Here is a 15,110-nt window from a genome sequence, read left to right as displayed (position 1 = left end):
TTTTTCTTTCCGGCCGCCCCTGCCCTCTTGGTCCGTCCCTGCGGGCCGCGGGGGGGCACTGCCCCCGGGGCGGCCGACGGCCGTGTACGCGGGGGCGCTGCCCGCGGGGCCACCGTCGGACGCGTAGGCGGGGGCACCGCCTCCGGACGGCCGACGGACGCGTACGCAGGGGCGCTGCCTCCGGAGCAACCGTCGGACGCGTACGCGGAGGCGCTCCCCCCGGGCGGCCGACAGCCGTGCACGCAGGAGCACTGCCCCCGGGCGGCCATCGACGCGTCCGCAGGGGCGCGTCCCGCGGATCAGGCCGAGGCGCGCTTGCGGGGGGACGCCTTCTTCGCCGCCGGCTTCGAGTCCGGGTCCGCCTTCGCGGTGGTCTTCTTCGCCGTCCCGGCGCCGGTGCGGCCGGCCGGCTTCTTCGTCGACCGCGCGGCGGTCTTCTTGGCGGGTGCCCGGCTGGACGCGGGCTTCTTCGCGGCGGCCTTCTTCTTGGCGGACGCGGTGGCCTTCTTCTTCGCCCCGGTGCCGCCGGACTTCTTGCGGCCGCTGAGGGAGGTGACCTCGGCGACCGGAGCGTCCGCCGCCTCGGCCTCCGGCTCCTCGCCGCGGGCCTCCTTCGCCGCCCGGACGCTGCTCTCCAGGGCCGCGATCAGGTCGATGACCTTGCCACCGGAGTCGTCCGCCCCGGCGGGCTCCAGGGTCCGGCCGTCCGCCTTCGCGGCGATGAGCTCCTCGACCGCCTCGCGGTAGTCGTCGTGCAGCGAATCCATGTCGACCTCGCCGAGGGTGTCCATCAGCGCGTCGGCCAGGTCGAGTTCGGCGTCCCTGACCTTGACGTCGGTCTCCGGGGCGACGCCCTCGGGGCTGCGGATCTCGTCCGGCCAGAGCAGGCCGTGCATGGCGATCACGTCGTCGACCACCCGCAGCATGCCCAGCCGCTCGCGGCCGCGCAGCGCGTACTTCGCCACGGCGACCTTCTGGCTCCGCTTCAGCGCCTCGCGGAGCAGGGTGTACGGCTTGGCCGCCGGGACTCCGTTGGCGGAGAGGTAGTACGCCGCGTCCATCTGGAGCGGGTCGATCGAGGCGGCCGGCACGAAGGCCACGATCTCGATCGTCTTCGCCGTGGGCAGCGGGAGCGAGCCGAGGTCCTCGTCGGTGATCGGGATCATCGAACCGTCGGCCTCCTCGTACGCCTTCCCGATCTCGCCGGCGGAGACCTCCTGCTCGTCGATCTCGCAGACCTTGCGGTAGCGGATCCGGCCGCCGTCGGCGAGATGGATCTGGCGGAAGGAGATCGAGTGGTTCTCCGTGGCGTTGACCAGCTTGATGGGGATGCTGACCAGCCCGAAGGAGATGGCGCCGTTCCAGATGGACCTCACCGTTCACCCCTTGTGTCCGCGTGGATACCAGTAAGTCCGTAAACCATGTGATTCTTATCGTATGACGCCGATCACAGAGGTGGCGGGGCGACGGCTGGCGCTCAGCAATCTCGACAAGGTGCTGTATCCGGCCACCGGGACCACCAAGGGCGAGGTGCTGCACTACTACGCGGCCACGGTCGCCGGGGCGCTGCTCGCCCATCTGCGCGACCGGCCGGTGTCCTTCCTGCGCTATCCGGACGGGCCGGACGGGCAGCGTTTCTTCACCAAGAATCCGCCGCCCGGTACGCCGTCCTGGGTACGGACCGCTCCGGTGCCGCACCACGAGGACAAGAAGGCCAGACAGGTGGTCGTGGAGGATCTGGCCTCGCTGATGTGGGCGGCCAATCTGGTGGTGGAGTTCCACACCCCGCAGTGGCGGGCCGGCGCGCCGGGGATCGCCGACCGGATGGTGTTCGACCTGGACCCGGGTGCGCCCGCGACGGTCGTGGAGTGCTGTGCGGTGGCGCTGTGGCTGCGCGAGCAACTGGCGGCGGACGGTCTGTGCGCATACGGGAAGACGTCCGGGTCGAAGGGGCTGCATCTGCTCGTACCGCTGGAGCCGACCCCCTCCGAACGGGTGTCGGCGTACGCGAAGGAGCTGGCCGTCCGGGCGGAGCAGGACCTTCCCGGCCTGGTCGTACACCGGATGAAGCGGGCGCTGCGGCCGGGGAAGGTATTCGTCGACTTCAGCCAGAACGCGGCGGCGAAGACCACCGCCACCCCCTACACGCTGCGCGCCCGGCCCGAACCGACCGTGTCCGCGCCGGTCACCTGGGCGGAGATCGAACGGTGCCGGACCCCCGGCGAGCTGGTCTTCGCGCTGGGCGCGATGGGGGCGCGGCTGGAGCGGTACGGGGATCTGCTCGGACCGCTGGCCGACCCGGACCGGGCCGGACACCTGCCGGCCACTCGGTAGAGCCCTCTTCTCCGGCCGCCCGGTGGAGGCCCCTTCTCCGGCCGCCGGGCAGAGCGTCCCTTCTCCGGCCGCCGGGCAGAGCGTCCCTATTCCGGCCGCCCGGCAGAGCGTCCCTTCTCCGGCCGCCGGGCAGAGCGTCCCTATTCCGGCCGCCCGGCAGAGCGTCCCTTTCCGGCCGCCGAGTGGAGCTTCCCCCACCCCCGCCTGTCGCCCCGCCAGAATCCTTTCCATTCCCGCCGGGTGCCTTCCGGTCGCCCCGCCACCGGAAGCGGCCGGTTCTCGACGGTCCGCCGATAGCGCATGGCATGGCCCTTTGTCATGCTCGCCAGGAAAAGACCGCATGTGGCGGGCGGATCGTCCGACCGGTGGTGCACACTCCTCGCAGACACTGCTTCGTTGAAATGCGTGGGGAGGCGATGGGGTGTTCGCAGGGATCGATGAGGTCGACTGGGCCTCGATGGAGCACGCCTACGGGCCGGCCGGTGATGTGCCTGCGATGCTGTGGGGTCTCGCGTCCGCGGATCCGGCGGAGCGCGAGGCGGCGCTGGACGGGATGTACGGGGCGGTTCACCACCAGGGTGATGTGTACGCCTGCACTTTGGCCAGTATTCCGTTCCTCTTCGAGCTGGTCGTGGATCCGGGCATCCAGGACCGGGGCAGCATCGTCGAACTTCTCACCAGCATCGGCGGTATCGATCTGGACGAGGACGACGAGGACGAGATCGACGAGGACGAGATCGAGGGCGCGGCCAACTACGCGATGGCGGCGACCGCCGTCACCGCGGGCGCCGGGGTCTTCTTCGAGCTGATGGCCGACGAGGACCCGGGGGTACGGCTCAACGTGCCCCTGGCGCTCGCCGCGCTGCACGGCCATCCGGACAGGGTGCTCGCGCTGCTGCGGGAGCGTCTGCCGATCGAGCCGGACGAGGAGGTGCGGCTCGCCCTGGTGGAGGCCGCGGGGCGGGTCGCTCTGCGCCACCGGGCGCTGGCCGGTCAGGCTGCGGCGTGGCTGAGCAGGCTGGCCGGCGAGGGGTTCTGGCCGGGGCTGCGGCTGGCCGCGCTGGCCCAGCTGGCCCGGTGCGCGCCGGACGCGCTGCCCGGCGATGTCGTGCGGGTGGTGACGGGGCTGCTGCGGCAGCTGCGCTCGGTGCCCGGACGCCGGTCCGGGACCGCCCCGGCGGTCGACGCGCAGACCTGTGCGGCCGCTTCGGCCGAGGCGGTCGCGGCCGTCGACGCGTACCCGGACGCGGCCGGGGAGCCACCCGCCGAGGAGCGGGTCGCGCCGGTGGGCCGGGTGGGGCAGTTGCGGGCGCTGTCCGACGAGGAGGCCCCGGCGCCCACCGCCCCCTGGACCGCGGATCTGCTGCGCACCCTGCACGTCGGGCTCGACGACCGGGTCGCCGAGCGGACCGCGCTGCTGACGGATCAGCTGCGCAGCCCGGACCGCAGGCAGCGGATCGACGCGCTGCGGATGTGCAGCGGGCTGATCCGGACCTGGCGGGGCTCGTACGAGGAGCTCGTCCGGCTGGTCGGTGAGCAGCTCGCCACCCCCGAGCCGCGGCTGGCCGAGGCCGCCTCGCACGTGCTGGAGGAGCTCTTCGGGCTCGCCGCGCCCGCCGCGGACGCGCTGGCGGCACGGGTGGCGGCGGACCCCGGGGCCTGGGTGCAGGACTGGCCGAGCGGGCCGCCGGCGCTGGGCAGTGCGGTGAAGGCGCTGGCCCGGCTGGGCGACGCCCGCGCCGTGCCCGCGCTGGCCGCCGCGCTGGAGCGGCCCGAGGTGCCGCACGACGTGGGCTTCGCCATCGGCTTCCTGGGGGCGGCGGCGGCCCCGCTGGCCGAGGTGCTGCGCCGCCGGCTCGGCGAGGTCCCGCTGGACGAGCGGGTGCACGACCGGGCGGGCCCGCTGCTCACCGGCCTGGCCGCGCTGCGGGCGGACGAGGCGCTGCCGGAGGTGCTGCGGGTGCTGCGCGGTGCGCCGGAGTTCCGGGGCGAGTGGCTGCGTACCGAGGCGCTGCGGGCGCTCGGTTCGTTCGGGCCGGCGGCGCGTGGCGCCCTGCCGGAGCTGCGGGCGCTGCTGCGGAGCCCCGGGGCCACCTCGGCGACCGAGTCCGCGAAGGCCCTGTGGGCGGTCGAGGGGGACGCCGAAGCCGTGCTGCCGGTGCTGATCGAGGGGCTGCGGGCGGAGCGGATGCACGAGCTCCGGTCGGCGGTGAACGCGCTGGGCGGGCTGGGAATGCGGGCCGCGGTGGTCGCGCCCCGGCTGCGGGCGCTGCTGGGGCACGAGGAGCAGTGGCTGCGGGTGGACGCGGCGGTCGCGCTGTGGGGGGTGTCCGGGCGGGCCGACGAGTCGGTGCCGGTGCTCCTGGCGGACTGGGAGAAGAATCATCATGTGCGCATCCGGGTGGCGGAAGGCCTGGCGCGGATGGGTGCCGCTGGTGCAGGGTCGGATGCGGCACGCGTTCTGCGCGCCGAACTCACCTCCGTACGCCGTCACAACGCGATGGACGGCGCGTTCGGCAGCCACGACACATACGAGGACGAAAAGCTGCTGGCGCTCTGCCGACAGGCGCTTCGGCGGGATACGGGGAAGGAACCCACAACATGATCATTTTCGGTACGCGAGGCTATCTGTACCAATTGGCGATACTGACGCTGGTCTGCGGCTGGTGCGGCAACCCGGCCGCGCACACGCTGCGCAAGAGGGTCACGAAGTTCACGCTGTTCTTCGTGCCGCTCTTCCCCTTCTCGACGAAGTTCGCGACCCAGTGCACGTTCTGCGGCGGTGAGCAGCAGATTCCCAAGGAGCAGGCCGAGCAGTTGCTGGCCCAGCACGCGGCCTCCCAGCAGGGCAACCCGTACGGCCAGCAGCAGGAGCAGCCGGGTCACGCGCCGAACGGGCAGGGCCAGAACCCGTACCAGAGCTGATCGGCACCCTCAGCAGGAATGCGCCGAATAAACATATTTGAACGGGCATAACGGACTTCCTTCCGAATAAGGTCATGAGAACTGGACCTCCGGAAGGGAGAGTCATGCGTCCGCGTCGCCGGGTGCGGTGCCGCACGGCGGCGGCCCTCGGGGCCGTCGCCGGCCTGGCGCTGCTGACCGGCTGCGGCAACGGCGGCGGGCTGCGGAGCGCCGGGCAGACCCCTGCCGCTGTGGGGCCCGCCAGGCTCTGGCCCTGGCTGCCGCCCGCCTCGGCCGCCCCGTACGACTACGGCGAGGGCGAGACCGCGCGCATCCCCGGCATCGAGGTGCCGGACGGCGATGTGCACCGGCTGGATCCGGTGGCGGTGGTGCGGGCGGGGCTGGCGGCCCGGCCCAACCGGTCCAGCGGCACGGCCGACCTCCCCGCCGACACCGTGAAGAAGATCAACGCGTGCGGGACCGAACCGGCTTCCTGTCCCGTGCTCCGGCCGTACTTCCGCGATCTGACGGGCGACGGCAGGGACGAGATGGTGCTCGGCATCCGGCTGGCCGACCACCAGCTCTCCGTACGGGTCTACATGCCGCAGGCGGGCGGGCTGACCCGGATCCTGTCCACCTCGGACGCGGTGATCAGCGTCGAGCTGGCCGGCCGGGACCTGATCATGCGGGTGCCTTCGGCGATCACCGGGTACGAGTACCGCACCGCCTGGTCCTGGGACGCACGGCAGCGGGCGATGCTGCCGACCCAGGACGAGATCCAGCGGATCCCGCCGTCCCGGGCGCCGCGGCCGCGCCCCTCGGCCACCGCACCGCCCACCCGGCCGACCACCCCGCCCACCACGCCCTCCCCCACCGCGGCACCGTCCGCCGGGGTCTCCGCGGAGCGCCGGTGAGACGGCCGGGTCCCGGCACGAGCGGGCGGGCAGCACGGCGGCGCCGCCCCCGGGTGCCGTCCTGGGCAGCGACGCTCACCTGGAAGGCGGCTGTCTTCCTCACCGTGATGTGCTGCGCGCTGGCCGCACTGCTGGGCGCGCTGGTGCACGCCGGGGTGACCCACCAGACCGTCGACCGGGCCCGTGAGAAGGCCCTGTCCCGGCTGACGGACGTCACCGCCGCGTACGAGACCGGCGAGGCGCTGCCGCCGGGCTCCGGAATCGACCCACCCGGGCTGCCGGCCGCCCTGCGCACCCTGGCCGCCGGGGGCCGACGCGGCACGCTCGTCGGCGAGCACGACGGGCGTCCGGCCATGTGGGCGGCGGGCCCGGCGGACGGCCGCGCGCTGGCCACACAGGTGGACTACACCCAGAGCGCCCGCACCATCGACAGCCTCGACGGGGCGATCCTCGTCTCCTCCCTGCTGGCCATCGGCGCCACCCTGCTGGTCGGCGCCTTCGCGGTCACCCGGGTCACCCGGCGGCTGCACCAGACGGCCCGGGTGGCCCGCCGGATCAGCGCCGGCGACCTCGACGCCCGCGTCCGCGACCCGCGCACGGCGGACCCCTCGCGCCCGCAGGACGAGGTCGCGATCGTCGCCGGGGCGCTGGACACGATGGCGTCCACGCTCCAGCGCAAGCTCCAGACCGAGCAGCGTTTCACCGCCGATGTGGCGCACGAGCTGCGCACCCCGCTGACCGGCCTCTCGGCCGCCGCCGAACTGCTGCCGCCGGGGCGGCCGTCCGAGCTGGTGCGGGACCGGGTCCGGGCGATGCGGGCGCTGACGGAGGACCTGCTGGAGATCTCCCGGCTCGACGCCCGTACGGAAGCGGTCGATCTCGATGTGTACGAACTGGTGCCGCTGGTCGGGCGGGTGGTGCGGGCGTCCGGGACCGGCACCGCGATCCATGTCGAACCCTCGGCGAGTGCCGCGCACGTACGCGTCGTGACCGACAGGCGGCGGCTGGAACGGGTGCTGGGCAATCTGATCGCCAACGCGCACAAGCACGGCCGGCCCCCGGTGGTGCTGACGGTCGACGGGCCGGTGGTGACCGTACGCGATCACGGCCCGGGTTTCCCCGACTATCTGCCGGCCGACGGCCCGCAGCGGTTCCGCACCGAGGCCGGCGGCAAGGGCCACGGACTCGGGCTGACCATCGCCGCCGGGCAGGCCGCGGTGATCGGCGCCGGCCTGGAGTTCCGCAACGCCCCGGACGGCGGGGCGGTGGCCCGGGTGACACTGCCCGAGCACACGGGCGAGGACGACGGGTCACCGGAGTCCGGTACCGGTACGAAGTCCGCGCCCCGCCAGGAGCAGTGATGGACAGTCGGAGCGCCCACGACCACCACCGCACACCGGCCACCACCGGACACGGTCACCACCGCACACCGGCCGCCACCGGACACGGTCACCACCGCACGTCGGCCACCACCACACGCCGGCCTGCCGTCCACCGATCGCCGCCGCACACCGGTCGGCCGTCCACCACCGCACCGCCGGACATACTTGCTACGACATAAGGGAAATAGCCACCAGCTCTTGCTACGTTGCCTGGCATGACCGCAACGACGGCGGACGCACCCCCGCCCGATCTACGTCTGCCCAAGCGGCGCGGAGTCGAGCTGCTGCTCCTCATCGGGGCCGTCCTCATCTCCGTCTACGGCTACGCCGCCGTCGGCCTGGCCAAGAACGACACGGTCCCGCCCGATGTGTCCGGCTACGGCGCGGGCCTCGGGCTGCTCGCCCTCCTCGCCCATCTCGCGGTCCGCTTCCGCGCCCCGTACGCCGATCCGCTGCTGCTGCCCATCGCCGTACTGCTCAACGGGCTGGGCCTGGTGCTGATCTACCGGCTCGACCTGGAGACGCCGAAGGACCAGGCGGCCCCCACCCAGCTGATCTGGTCCACGCTCGGGGTGGCGCTGTTCATCGCGGTGGTGGTCCTGCTGCGCGACCACCGGGTGCTCCAGCGGTACGCGTACCTCTCGGTCGCCACCGCGCTGGTCCTGATGATCGTGCCGATCTTCTTCCCGGCGGTGAACGGCGCCAAGATCTGGATCCGGGTCGGCGGACTCTCCTTCCAGCCCGGCGAGTTCGCCAAGATCCTGCTCGCGGTGTTCTTCGCCGCGTACCTCGCTGCGAACCGCAACGCGCTCGCCTACACCGGCCGCCGGATCTGGCGGCTCCAGCTCCCCACCGGCCGGGTGCTCGGCCCGATCGTGGCGATCTGGCTGCTGAGCGTCGGCGTGCTGGTCCTGGAACGCGATCTGGGCACCTCGCTGCTCTTCTTCGGCCTCTTCGTGATCATGCTGTACGTGGCCACCGGGCGGACCGGATGGATCGCGGTGGGCCTGCTGCTCGCCGCGGTCGGCGCGTTCGTCGTGGGCTCCTTCGAACCGCATGTGCACAGCCGGGTCCAGGACTGGCTCGACCCGTTCGCCTCCATCGACGCGGGCCAGGGTCCCGGCCAGCTGGCCCAGTCGCTGTTCGCGTTCGCCGCGGGCGGGATGCTCGGCGCCGGGCTCGGCCTCGGCCACTCCATCCTCATCGGCTTCGCCGCCAAGTCCGACTTCATCCTGGCGACCGCGGGCGAGGAGCTCGGACTGACCGGGCTGACCGCGATCTTCCTGCTGTACGCGCTGTTGGTGGCGCGCGGCTACCGGGCCGGGCTCGCCCTGCGCGACCCCTTCGGGCGGTTGCTCGCGATCGGTCTCGCCTCGATCCTGGCGCTCCAGGTGTTCGTGATCGCGGGCGGCGTGATGGGGCTGATCCCGCTGACCGGCATGGCGATGCCGTTCCTCGCCCAGGGCGGTTCGTCCGTCGTCACCAACTGGATCATCGTGGCGCTGCTGATCCGGGTCAGTGATCTGGCCCGAAGACCGCAGCCCGGCCAGGTGGAGACCGGGATCATCGCTCCGGTCGAGCGGGACGAGCGGTGATCCGCTACATCCGGCGGGCCGCCGGGCTCCTTCTGGTGCTGCTCGTGGCGCTGCTGCTGAACGCCGCCCGGATCCAGGTACTCGATGCCGACAGCCTGGACAACAACCCCGCCAACCGCCGCCTCACGATCGCCCGTTACGACCAGCCGCGCGGCAACATCCTGGTCGGCGGCAGGTCCGTGACCGGTTCGAAGAACACCGGCGAACAGCTCAAGTACGAGCGCACCTACGTCAACGGCCCGCTGTACGCGCCGGTGACGGGCTACGCCTCGCAGACGTACGGCACGACCCTGATCGAGAACGCCGAGGACTCCGTCCTGTCCGGCACCGATTCGATGCTCGCCCCGTTCCCGCTGTGGAACGAGATCACCCGCAGCCGGCAGCCCGGCGGCAACGTCGTGACGACCGTCAAGGACTCGATGCAGCGGGCCGCGTACGAGGGGCTCGGCGGCCGGCGGGGCGCGGTCGCCGCCGTCGAACCGTCCACCGGGAAGATCCTGGCGCTGGTCTCGTCCCCCTCGTACGATCCCGGTCAGCTCTCGGGCACCGGCTCGTCCGTCACCGACGCCTGGGCGCGGCTGAACGCGTCGAAGAGCCTGCCGATGCTCAACCGGGCGATCCGGCAGACCTATCCGCCGGGCTCCACCTTCAAGATCGTGACCGCGGCGGCGGCACTCGACTCGGAGGTCGTCACCGATCCCGACGCGGACACCGACACCCCGTCGCCGTACGTACTGCCGGGCACGTCGACCACCCTGCCCAACGAGGCACGGGGCTGCGAGGAGGCATCGCTCGCCGAGGCGATCCGGGTCTCCTGCAACACCGTGATGGCGGACCTCGGGGTACGGGTCGGGCTCAAGGGCATGGTGGACGCGGTACGGAAGTTCGGCTTCAACGACACCGGGCTGCGGATCCCCTCGGGGGTGGCGAAGAGCAACTTCGACACCGAGATGACCGACGACCAGCTGGCGCTGTCGTCGATCGGGCAGTTCGACACGACGGCGACCCCGCTCCAGATGGCGATGGTGGCGTCCGCCGTGGCCAACGGCGGTGACCTCATGCAGCCCTACCTGGTCGACCGTACGACGACCCGCGGCTCCACTACCGTCCACCAGAACGGTTCGCACACCTACCACCGGGCGATGAACCCGCGCACGGCGATGCAGCTGCGGGACATGATGGTGGACGTCGTGGAGAACGGCACCGGGTCCAACGCCGCGATCGACGGGGTGACGGTCGGCGGCAAGACCGGCACCGCCCAGCACGGCGTCGACAACTCGGGCCGCCCGTACGCCTGGTTCATCTCCTGGGCGCAGGCACCGGGTTCGGCGCAGCCGGCCGTCGCGGTCGCGGTGGTCGTCGAGGACGCGGCGGCGAACCGGGCGGACATCAGCGGCGGCGGCAGCGCGGCCCCGATCGCCCGTTCCGTCATGGCGGCGGCGCTGGGCGGCTGACCGTGCCGCGGGGGCGCGGAAGCCGTCCCGGCGCCCGTGCCCGCGCCTGTGCCTGTGCCCGCCGCGGGCCGGTCAGCCGATCGGCTTGCGCGCCTCGGACCGGACCTTGGCGGTGTCCGCCGCCAGTTGCGTCAGGTCGATGGAGCCGGGAGCCTTCACCGCGGTCTCGGGTGTGATCACGGCGACCATGGCCCCGGTGTTCCCGTCGCCCCAGGCGCACATGGGGAAGCTGGTCGTCGTGCCGTTCGTCTTCTGCTGGAGGACCTGGCACTCGACCGTGATCCCGGATCCCTCGGGGGTAAACTTCCTGGCCGGTACGGCAAGGGTCGCGCCGTCCGCCTCCGCGGCCCCGGAGAGCATCTTGCGCCGGGCGAACTCGGGGCTCTTCAGCTGCCCCCACATCCCCGACAGCACCAGCGCACCGCCCTTGGAGGAGGTGTACTGCGCGACGACCGCCTTCGGGTTCCGGATGCTGGGATCGTAGGTGTTCTCGATCTCCTTGCCCTTGTCCCGCGACATGTCGGTAGTCAGCGTGAACTCACCGTCCAGCAGCTTCTGCTCGACCGTGAGCCGGTACTCCGCCGGCGGGAACGCGCTGTCGGCGACCGACTTGCCGATGTCCATCACCTTGAAGACGGTGTAGCCGAGACCGCCCACCACCGCGAGTACGCCGACGGTGATCCCGACGACGAGTCCGGTCCGCTTCTTCTTCGGCGGCTGCACGCCGGGCCAGCCGGGCATCCCGGGCTGTCCGGGACCCCCGGGCTGCCCCCATGCTCCCTGCGGCGGAAGTTGCTGCTGCGGAGGTCCGTACGAGGGCTGCTGCGGGTGAGAACCGTACGGGGGCTGTGACTGCGCAGGCCCGTACGGCCCCTGGGACTGGGGAGGTCCGTACGGGCCTTGGGGCGGCTGCGGAGGTCCGTACGGGCCCTGGGACTGGGGAGGTCCGTACGGGCCTTGGGGCGGCTGCGGCGGCATACTCATGGCACCACGGTACGTCACAGATGCGAACGCGAATTCGACCCCGGTGGGTCCGGCTCGACGGCTCCTGCCGCCGCGTCCGTTCCTCAGTCGCCGGACGCGCCCGGCCCGCCCTGCGCTATCGCCTCCTCGACCTCGGCGACCCGGGCCTGCTCCTCCTCCGCGAAGCGGTCCCGGTCCAGTTGTTCGGCTATCTCCTCGTCCTGGGACATCAGCAGGTCCAGGTTGGAGTCGCCGAGGTCGAAGACGCCCATGTCGACGTACGCCTTCTGGAGCCGTTCGCCCCACAGGCCGATGTCCTTGACGCACGGCACTATCCGGCTGAACAGCAGCTTCCGGAAGAGCTGGAGGAACTCCGAGTGCTCGGAGAGGTCCTTGGCCTCCTGCTTGGCGATGCCGAAGTTCTCCAGCACCTCGACACCACTGAGCCGGTCCCGCATCAGGTAGCAGCCCTCGATGACGAACTCTTCGCGCTCGCGCAGTTCGGCGTCGCTCAGCTGCTTGTAGTAGTCGCGCAGCGCCATCCGCCCGAACGCGACGTGCCGGGCCTCGTCCTGCATGACGTACGCGAGGATCTGCTTGGGCAGCGGCTTGGTGGTGGTGTCGCGGATCATGCCGAAGGCGGCCAGCGCCAGCCCCTCGATGAGGACCTGCATGCCGAGGTAGGGCATGTCCCAGCGGGAGTCGCGCAGGGTGTCGCCGAGCAGCCCCTGGAGGTTGTCGTTGATCGGGTAGAGCATCCCGACCTTCTCGTGCAGGAACCGGCCGTATATCTCCGCGTGCCGGGCCTCATCCATGGTCTGGGTCGCGGAGTAGAACTTGGCGTCCAGGTCGGGGACGGACTCCACGATCCTGGCCGCGCAGACCATGGCACCCTGCTCGCCGTGGAGGAACTGGCTGAACTGCCAGGAGGTGTAGTGCCGGCGCAGCTCGCCCCGGTCCTTCTCGGTCATCTTCGCCCAGTGTGGGGTGCCGTACAGGGTCAGGGCTTCGTCAGGGGTGCCGAGCGGGTCGGTGGGGTCGACCTCCAGGGACCAGTCGATGCGCTTGTTGCCGTCCCACTGCTTGTCCTTGCCCTTCTGATAGAGGGCGAGCAGGCGTTCGCGGCCGTCGTCGTAGTCCCAGCTGAAGCGGGCGGCGCCGGAGGCGGGTACCTGCCACGAGGGTGCGTCGGGGGCGGTGATGTAGAGGTCGTGTGTCGACACGGACGGCTCCTTCGCCTGGCATGATTCGGCAATTCCCTTGGCGGTTGCGCCAGTTGGCAGGTTCACATGTTGGTAGACGCCGGGTCAACAAGTCGCGCCCAAGGGATTGACGGCCTTACTGACGAGGAGTCTCATAAGGAGTGACCGCCGGTAACCCCAGGTGTGAGGTGCCTCCAGCCATGACCCCAGTGACCGAACGCGACGTCCAGCTGCTTCGCGACGCACTCGGCCCGCTCCGGGACCGCGAACAGATCGCCGAGCGGCTGCTCGCCTCCTCGGCCAAGCACTCCTTCGACCCGGACAAGGAACTCGACTGGGACTCGGCGATCGAGGACGGCAAGTGGTTCTGGCCGCCCGAGCTGGTCTCGCTCTACGACACCCCGCTGTGGCGGAGGATGTCCGAGGAGCAGCGGATGGACCTGTCCCGGCACGAGGCGGCGTCGCTGGCCTCGCTGGGCATCTGGTTCGAGATCATCCTCATGCAGCTGCTGGTCCGGCACATCTACGACCGGCCGGTCACCAGCAACCACGTCCGCTACGCGCTCACCGAGATAGCCGACGAGTGCCGGCACTCGATGATGTTCGGCCGCATGATCACCTGGGGCGGGGCGCCCGACTACCCGGTGCCGCGCGTCTATCACAACCTCGCGCGGGTGCTGAAGACCGTCTCCACCACCCCCGGTTCGTTCGCCGCGACCCTGCTCGGCGAGGAGATCCTCGACTGGATGCAGCGGCTGACCTTCCCGGACGAGCGCGTCCAGACGCTGGTGCGGGGCGTGACCCGCATCCATGTGGTCGAGGAGGCGCGACATGTCCGGTACGCCCGCGAGGAGCTGCGCCGCCAGATGGTGACCGCGCCGCGCTGGGAGCGCGAACTGACCCGGCTGAGCTGCGGCGAGGCGGCCCGGGTCTTCTCGGTCTGCTTCGTCAACCCGCGGGTGTACGAGAACGTCGGCCTGGACCGCCACGAGGCCGTCGCCCAGGTGAAGGCGAGCGGTCACCGGGCGGAGGTCATGCAATCGGGCGCGAAGCGGCTGACGGACTTCTTCGACGACATCGGGGTGCTGAACGGGGTGGGGCGCAGGCTGTGGAAGAGCTCGGGCCTGCTGGCCTGAGCCGGCCGCCCCGCGCCGCGACTCGCTTAGGCTTCGGCGTATGACCCCTGCAGCCGCCACCGCGCCGCCGGCCCGCGCGTACCGAAGGCTGAGCGTCGAGGAGCGCCGCGCCCAGCTCCTCGGTGCGGCCCTCACTCTCTTCGCCCACCGGGCCCCCGACGAGGTCTCGCTCGACGAGGTCGCGACGGTCGCCGGGGTGTCCCGCCCGCTTGTCTACCGCTACTTCCCGGGCGGGCGCCAGCAGTTGTACGAGGCTGCGCTGAGGTCCGCCGCCGAGCAGCTGATCCTGTGCTTCGGCGAGCCGCCGGTGGGCCCGCCCACCGAGCGGGTGACGCGGGTGCTCGACCGCTACCTCGCCTTCGTCGACGAGCACGACACCGGTTTCAGCGCGCTGCTGCGCGGCGGTTGTGTCGTCGAGACCTCCCGTACGTCGGCGATCGTCGACGAGGTGCGGCGGGCGGCGGCCGAGCAGATCCTGCTGCACCTGGGCACGGAGGGGGCGGCGCCGGGCCCCAGGCTGCGGATGATGGTGCGCACCTGGATCGCGGCCGTCGAGGCGGCGTCGCTGATCTGGCTGGACGAGGGGAAGCAGCCGGACACGGCGGAGCTGCGCGACTGGCTGGTGGACCAGCTGATCGTGCTGCTGGCCGCCACGGCGGCGACGGACCGGGAAACCGCCGCGGTGGTGGCGGCACTGCTGCCGCTGGAGACCGCCGGGGGTCCGGCGGGGCGGCTGGCACAGCGGCTGGTGCCGGTGCTCGGCGAGGCGGCCCATCTGCTCCCCGAGAGCTGATCGGTCAGACTGAAAGCGTGCGAAGCGAGAACACCGCCTTCACGGGCGGCCCCCTGGACGGGCGGGTACTGCCCGTCCTCGTCGGCCCGACCGGCCATCCGCCCAAGTGGTACGAGGTCCCGGTGCCGGCCGCCGACGGCGGCCCGGCCACCGTGTACGCGTACCGCAGGGTACCGGCCGGTCACAGCAAGCGGCTGGGGCTGCCGCGCGGCTGGGTGTACGAGTACGCCCCCGACGGCCGCGAGCGGCACAGCCCCAAGTGGCCCTGGTCGAAGCCGGGCTGAGAGTACCGGGCAGGGTGAAGGGGCGGGTGCTCGGTCTAAGATCGACCGGCAATTGGGGGGTGGGAGAAGGAGCGGGGCTGGGTGCGTGCGGCTGCAAGGCGGAGGATTGAGGCATGGCAGAGCCATGGTGATTGACGACAACGCCGCAG

General features: G+C 71.8%; 13 protein-coding genes. 10 read left to right on the top strand and 3 right to left on the bottom strand.

The window, feature by feature from the left end; translation table 11 throughout:
• Positions 1–299 precede the first annotated feature (299 nt).
• Positions 300–1,376 (bottom strand): Ku protein, encoded by a 1,077-nt coding sequence (locus tag ABZ622_RS40245; protein ID WP_360552062.1) that lies wholly within the window; start codon positions 1,374–1,376, stop codon positions 300–302.
• Positions 1,377–1,437: 61 nt separating this feature from the next.
• On the opposite strand from ABZ622_RS40245, the gene ligD reads away from it, so the two are divergent.
• The 7 genes from ligD to ABZ622_RS40210 all read left to right on the top strand — a co-directional run bounded on the left by ligD (position 1,438) and on the right by ABZ622_RS40210 (position 10,583).
• The gene (ligD, locus tag ABZ622_RS40240) at positions 1,438–2,334 is read left to right on the top strand and encodes a non-homologous end-joining DNA ligase (protein WP_360552060.1); all 897 of its coding nucleotides are present in this window, start codon (positions 1,438–1,440) and stop codon (positions 2,332–2,334) included.
• Between the two features lie 421 nt (positions 2,335–2,755).
• Positions 2,756–4,939: a PBS lyase gene (locus ABZ622_RS40235; protein ID WP_360552058.1), complete on the top strand. Its 2,184-nt coding sequence runs from the start codon at positions 2,756–2,758 to the stop codon at positions 4,937–4,939.
• Positions 4,936–5,259 (top strand): zinc-ribbon domain-containing protein, encoded by a 324-nt coding sequence (locus tag ABZ622_RS40230; protein WP_360552056.1) that lies wholly within the window; start codon positions 4,936–4,938, stop codon positions 5,257–5,259. The genes ABZ622_RS40235 and ABZ622_RS40230 overlap by 4 nt, the downstream gene beginning before the upstream one ends.
• A gap of 104 nt (positions 5,260–5,363) precedes the next feature.
• Positions 5,364–6,152: a hypothetical protein gene (locus tag ABZ622_RS40225; RefSeq protein WP_360552054.1), complete on the top strand. Its 789-nt coding sequence runs from the start codon at positions 5,364–5,366 to the stop codon at positions 6,150–6,152.
• The gene (locus tag ABZ622_RS40220; RefSeq protein WP_360552052.1) at positions 6,149–7,513 is read left to right on the top strand and encodes a HAMP domain-containing sensor histidine kinase; all 1,365 of its coding nucleotides are present in this window, start codon (positions 6,149–6,151) and stop codon (positions 7,511–7,513) included. Before ABZ622_RS40225 ends, ABZ622_RS40220 begins: the two co-directional genes overlap by 4 nt.
• Before the next feature lie 236 nt (positions 7,514–7,749).
• On the top strand, positions 7,750–9,129 hold the full coding sequence (locus tag ABZ622_RS40215; RefSeq protein WP_360552050.1) for an FtsW/RodA/SpoVE family cell cycle protein: 1,380 nt from the start codon (positions 7,750–7,752) through the stop codon (positions 9,127–9,129).
• The gene (locus ABZ622_RS40210; protein ID WP_360552048.1) at positions 9,126–10,583 is read left to right on the top strand and encodes a penicillin-binding transpeptidase domain-containing protein; all 1,458 of its coding nucleotides are present in this window, start codon (positions 9,126–9,128) and stop codon (positions 10,581–10,583) included. Before ABZ622_RS40215 ends, ABZ622_RS40210 begins: the two co-directional genes overlap by 4 nt.
• A 72-nt stretch (positions 10,584–10,655) precedes the next feature.
• Here the strand turns inward: ABZ622_RS40210 and ABZ622_RS40205 are convergent, their stop codons facing one another.
• Both ABZ622_RS40205 and ABZ622_RS40200 read right to left on the bottom strand, forming a co-directional pair.
• Positions 10,656–11,324 carry a hypothetical protein gene (locus ABZ622_RS40205; RefSeq protein WP_360552046.1) on the bottom strand — a complete coding sequence of 223 codons (669 nt, stop codon included), beginning with the start codon at positions 11,322–11,324 and terminating at the stop codon, positions 10,656–10,658.
• 326 nt (positions 11,325–11,650) lie between these two features.
• Positions 11,651–12,769, bottom strand: a complete 1,119-nt coding sequence (locus tag ABZ622_RS40200) for a ferritin-like domain-containing protein (RefSeq protein ID WP_360552044.1) — start codon at positions 12,767–12,769, stop codon at positions 11,651–11,653.
• A gap of 179 nt (positions 12,770–12,948) precedes the next feature.
• On the opposite strand from ABZ622_RS40200, the gene ABZ622_RS40195 reads away from it, so the two are divergent.
• The 3 genes from ABZ622_RS40195 to ABZ622_RS40185 are packed head-to-tail and all read left to right on the top strand — an operon-like array spanning position 12,949 to position 14,961.
• Positions 12,949–13,884, top strand: a complete 936-nt coding sequence (locus tag ABZ622_RS40195) for a diiron oxygenase (protein ID WP_360552042.1) — start codon at positions 12,949–12,951, stop codon at positions 13,882–13,884.
• Between the two features lie 40 nt (positions 13,885–13,924).
• Positions 13,925–14,677 carry a TetR/AcrR family transcriptional regulator gene (locus ABZ622_RS40190; RefSeq protein ID WP_360552040.1) on the top strand — a complete coding sequence of 251 codons (753 nt, stop codon included), beginning with the start codon at positions 13,925–13,927 and terminating at the stop codon, positions 14,675–14,677.
• A gap of 17 nt (positions 14,678–14,694) precedes the next feature.
• Positions 14,695–14,961, top strand: coding sequence for a hypothetical protein (locus tag ABZ622_RS40185; protein WP_266912195.1), 267 nt, complete (start codon positions 14,695–14,697; stop codon positions 14,959–14,961).
• Positions 14,962–15,110: the final 149 nt, after the last annotated feature.

It is taken from the genome of Streptomyces sp. NPDC007164, assembly GCF_040634135.1.
Taxonomy (GTDB): domain Bacteria; phylum Actinomycetota; class Actinomycetes; order Streptomycetales; family Streptomycetaceae; genus Streptomyces; species Streptomyces sanglieri.
The sequence above is the reverse complement of the archived record's forward strand: the minus strand, read 5'-3'. Positions and strand labels throughout refer to the sequence as shown.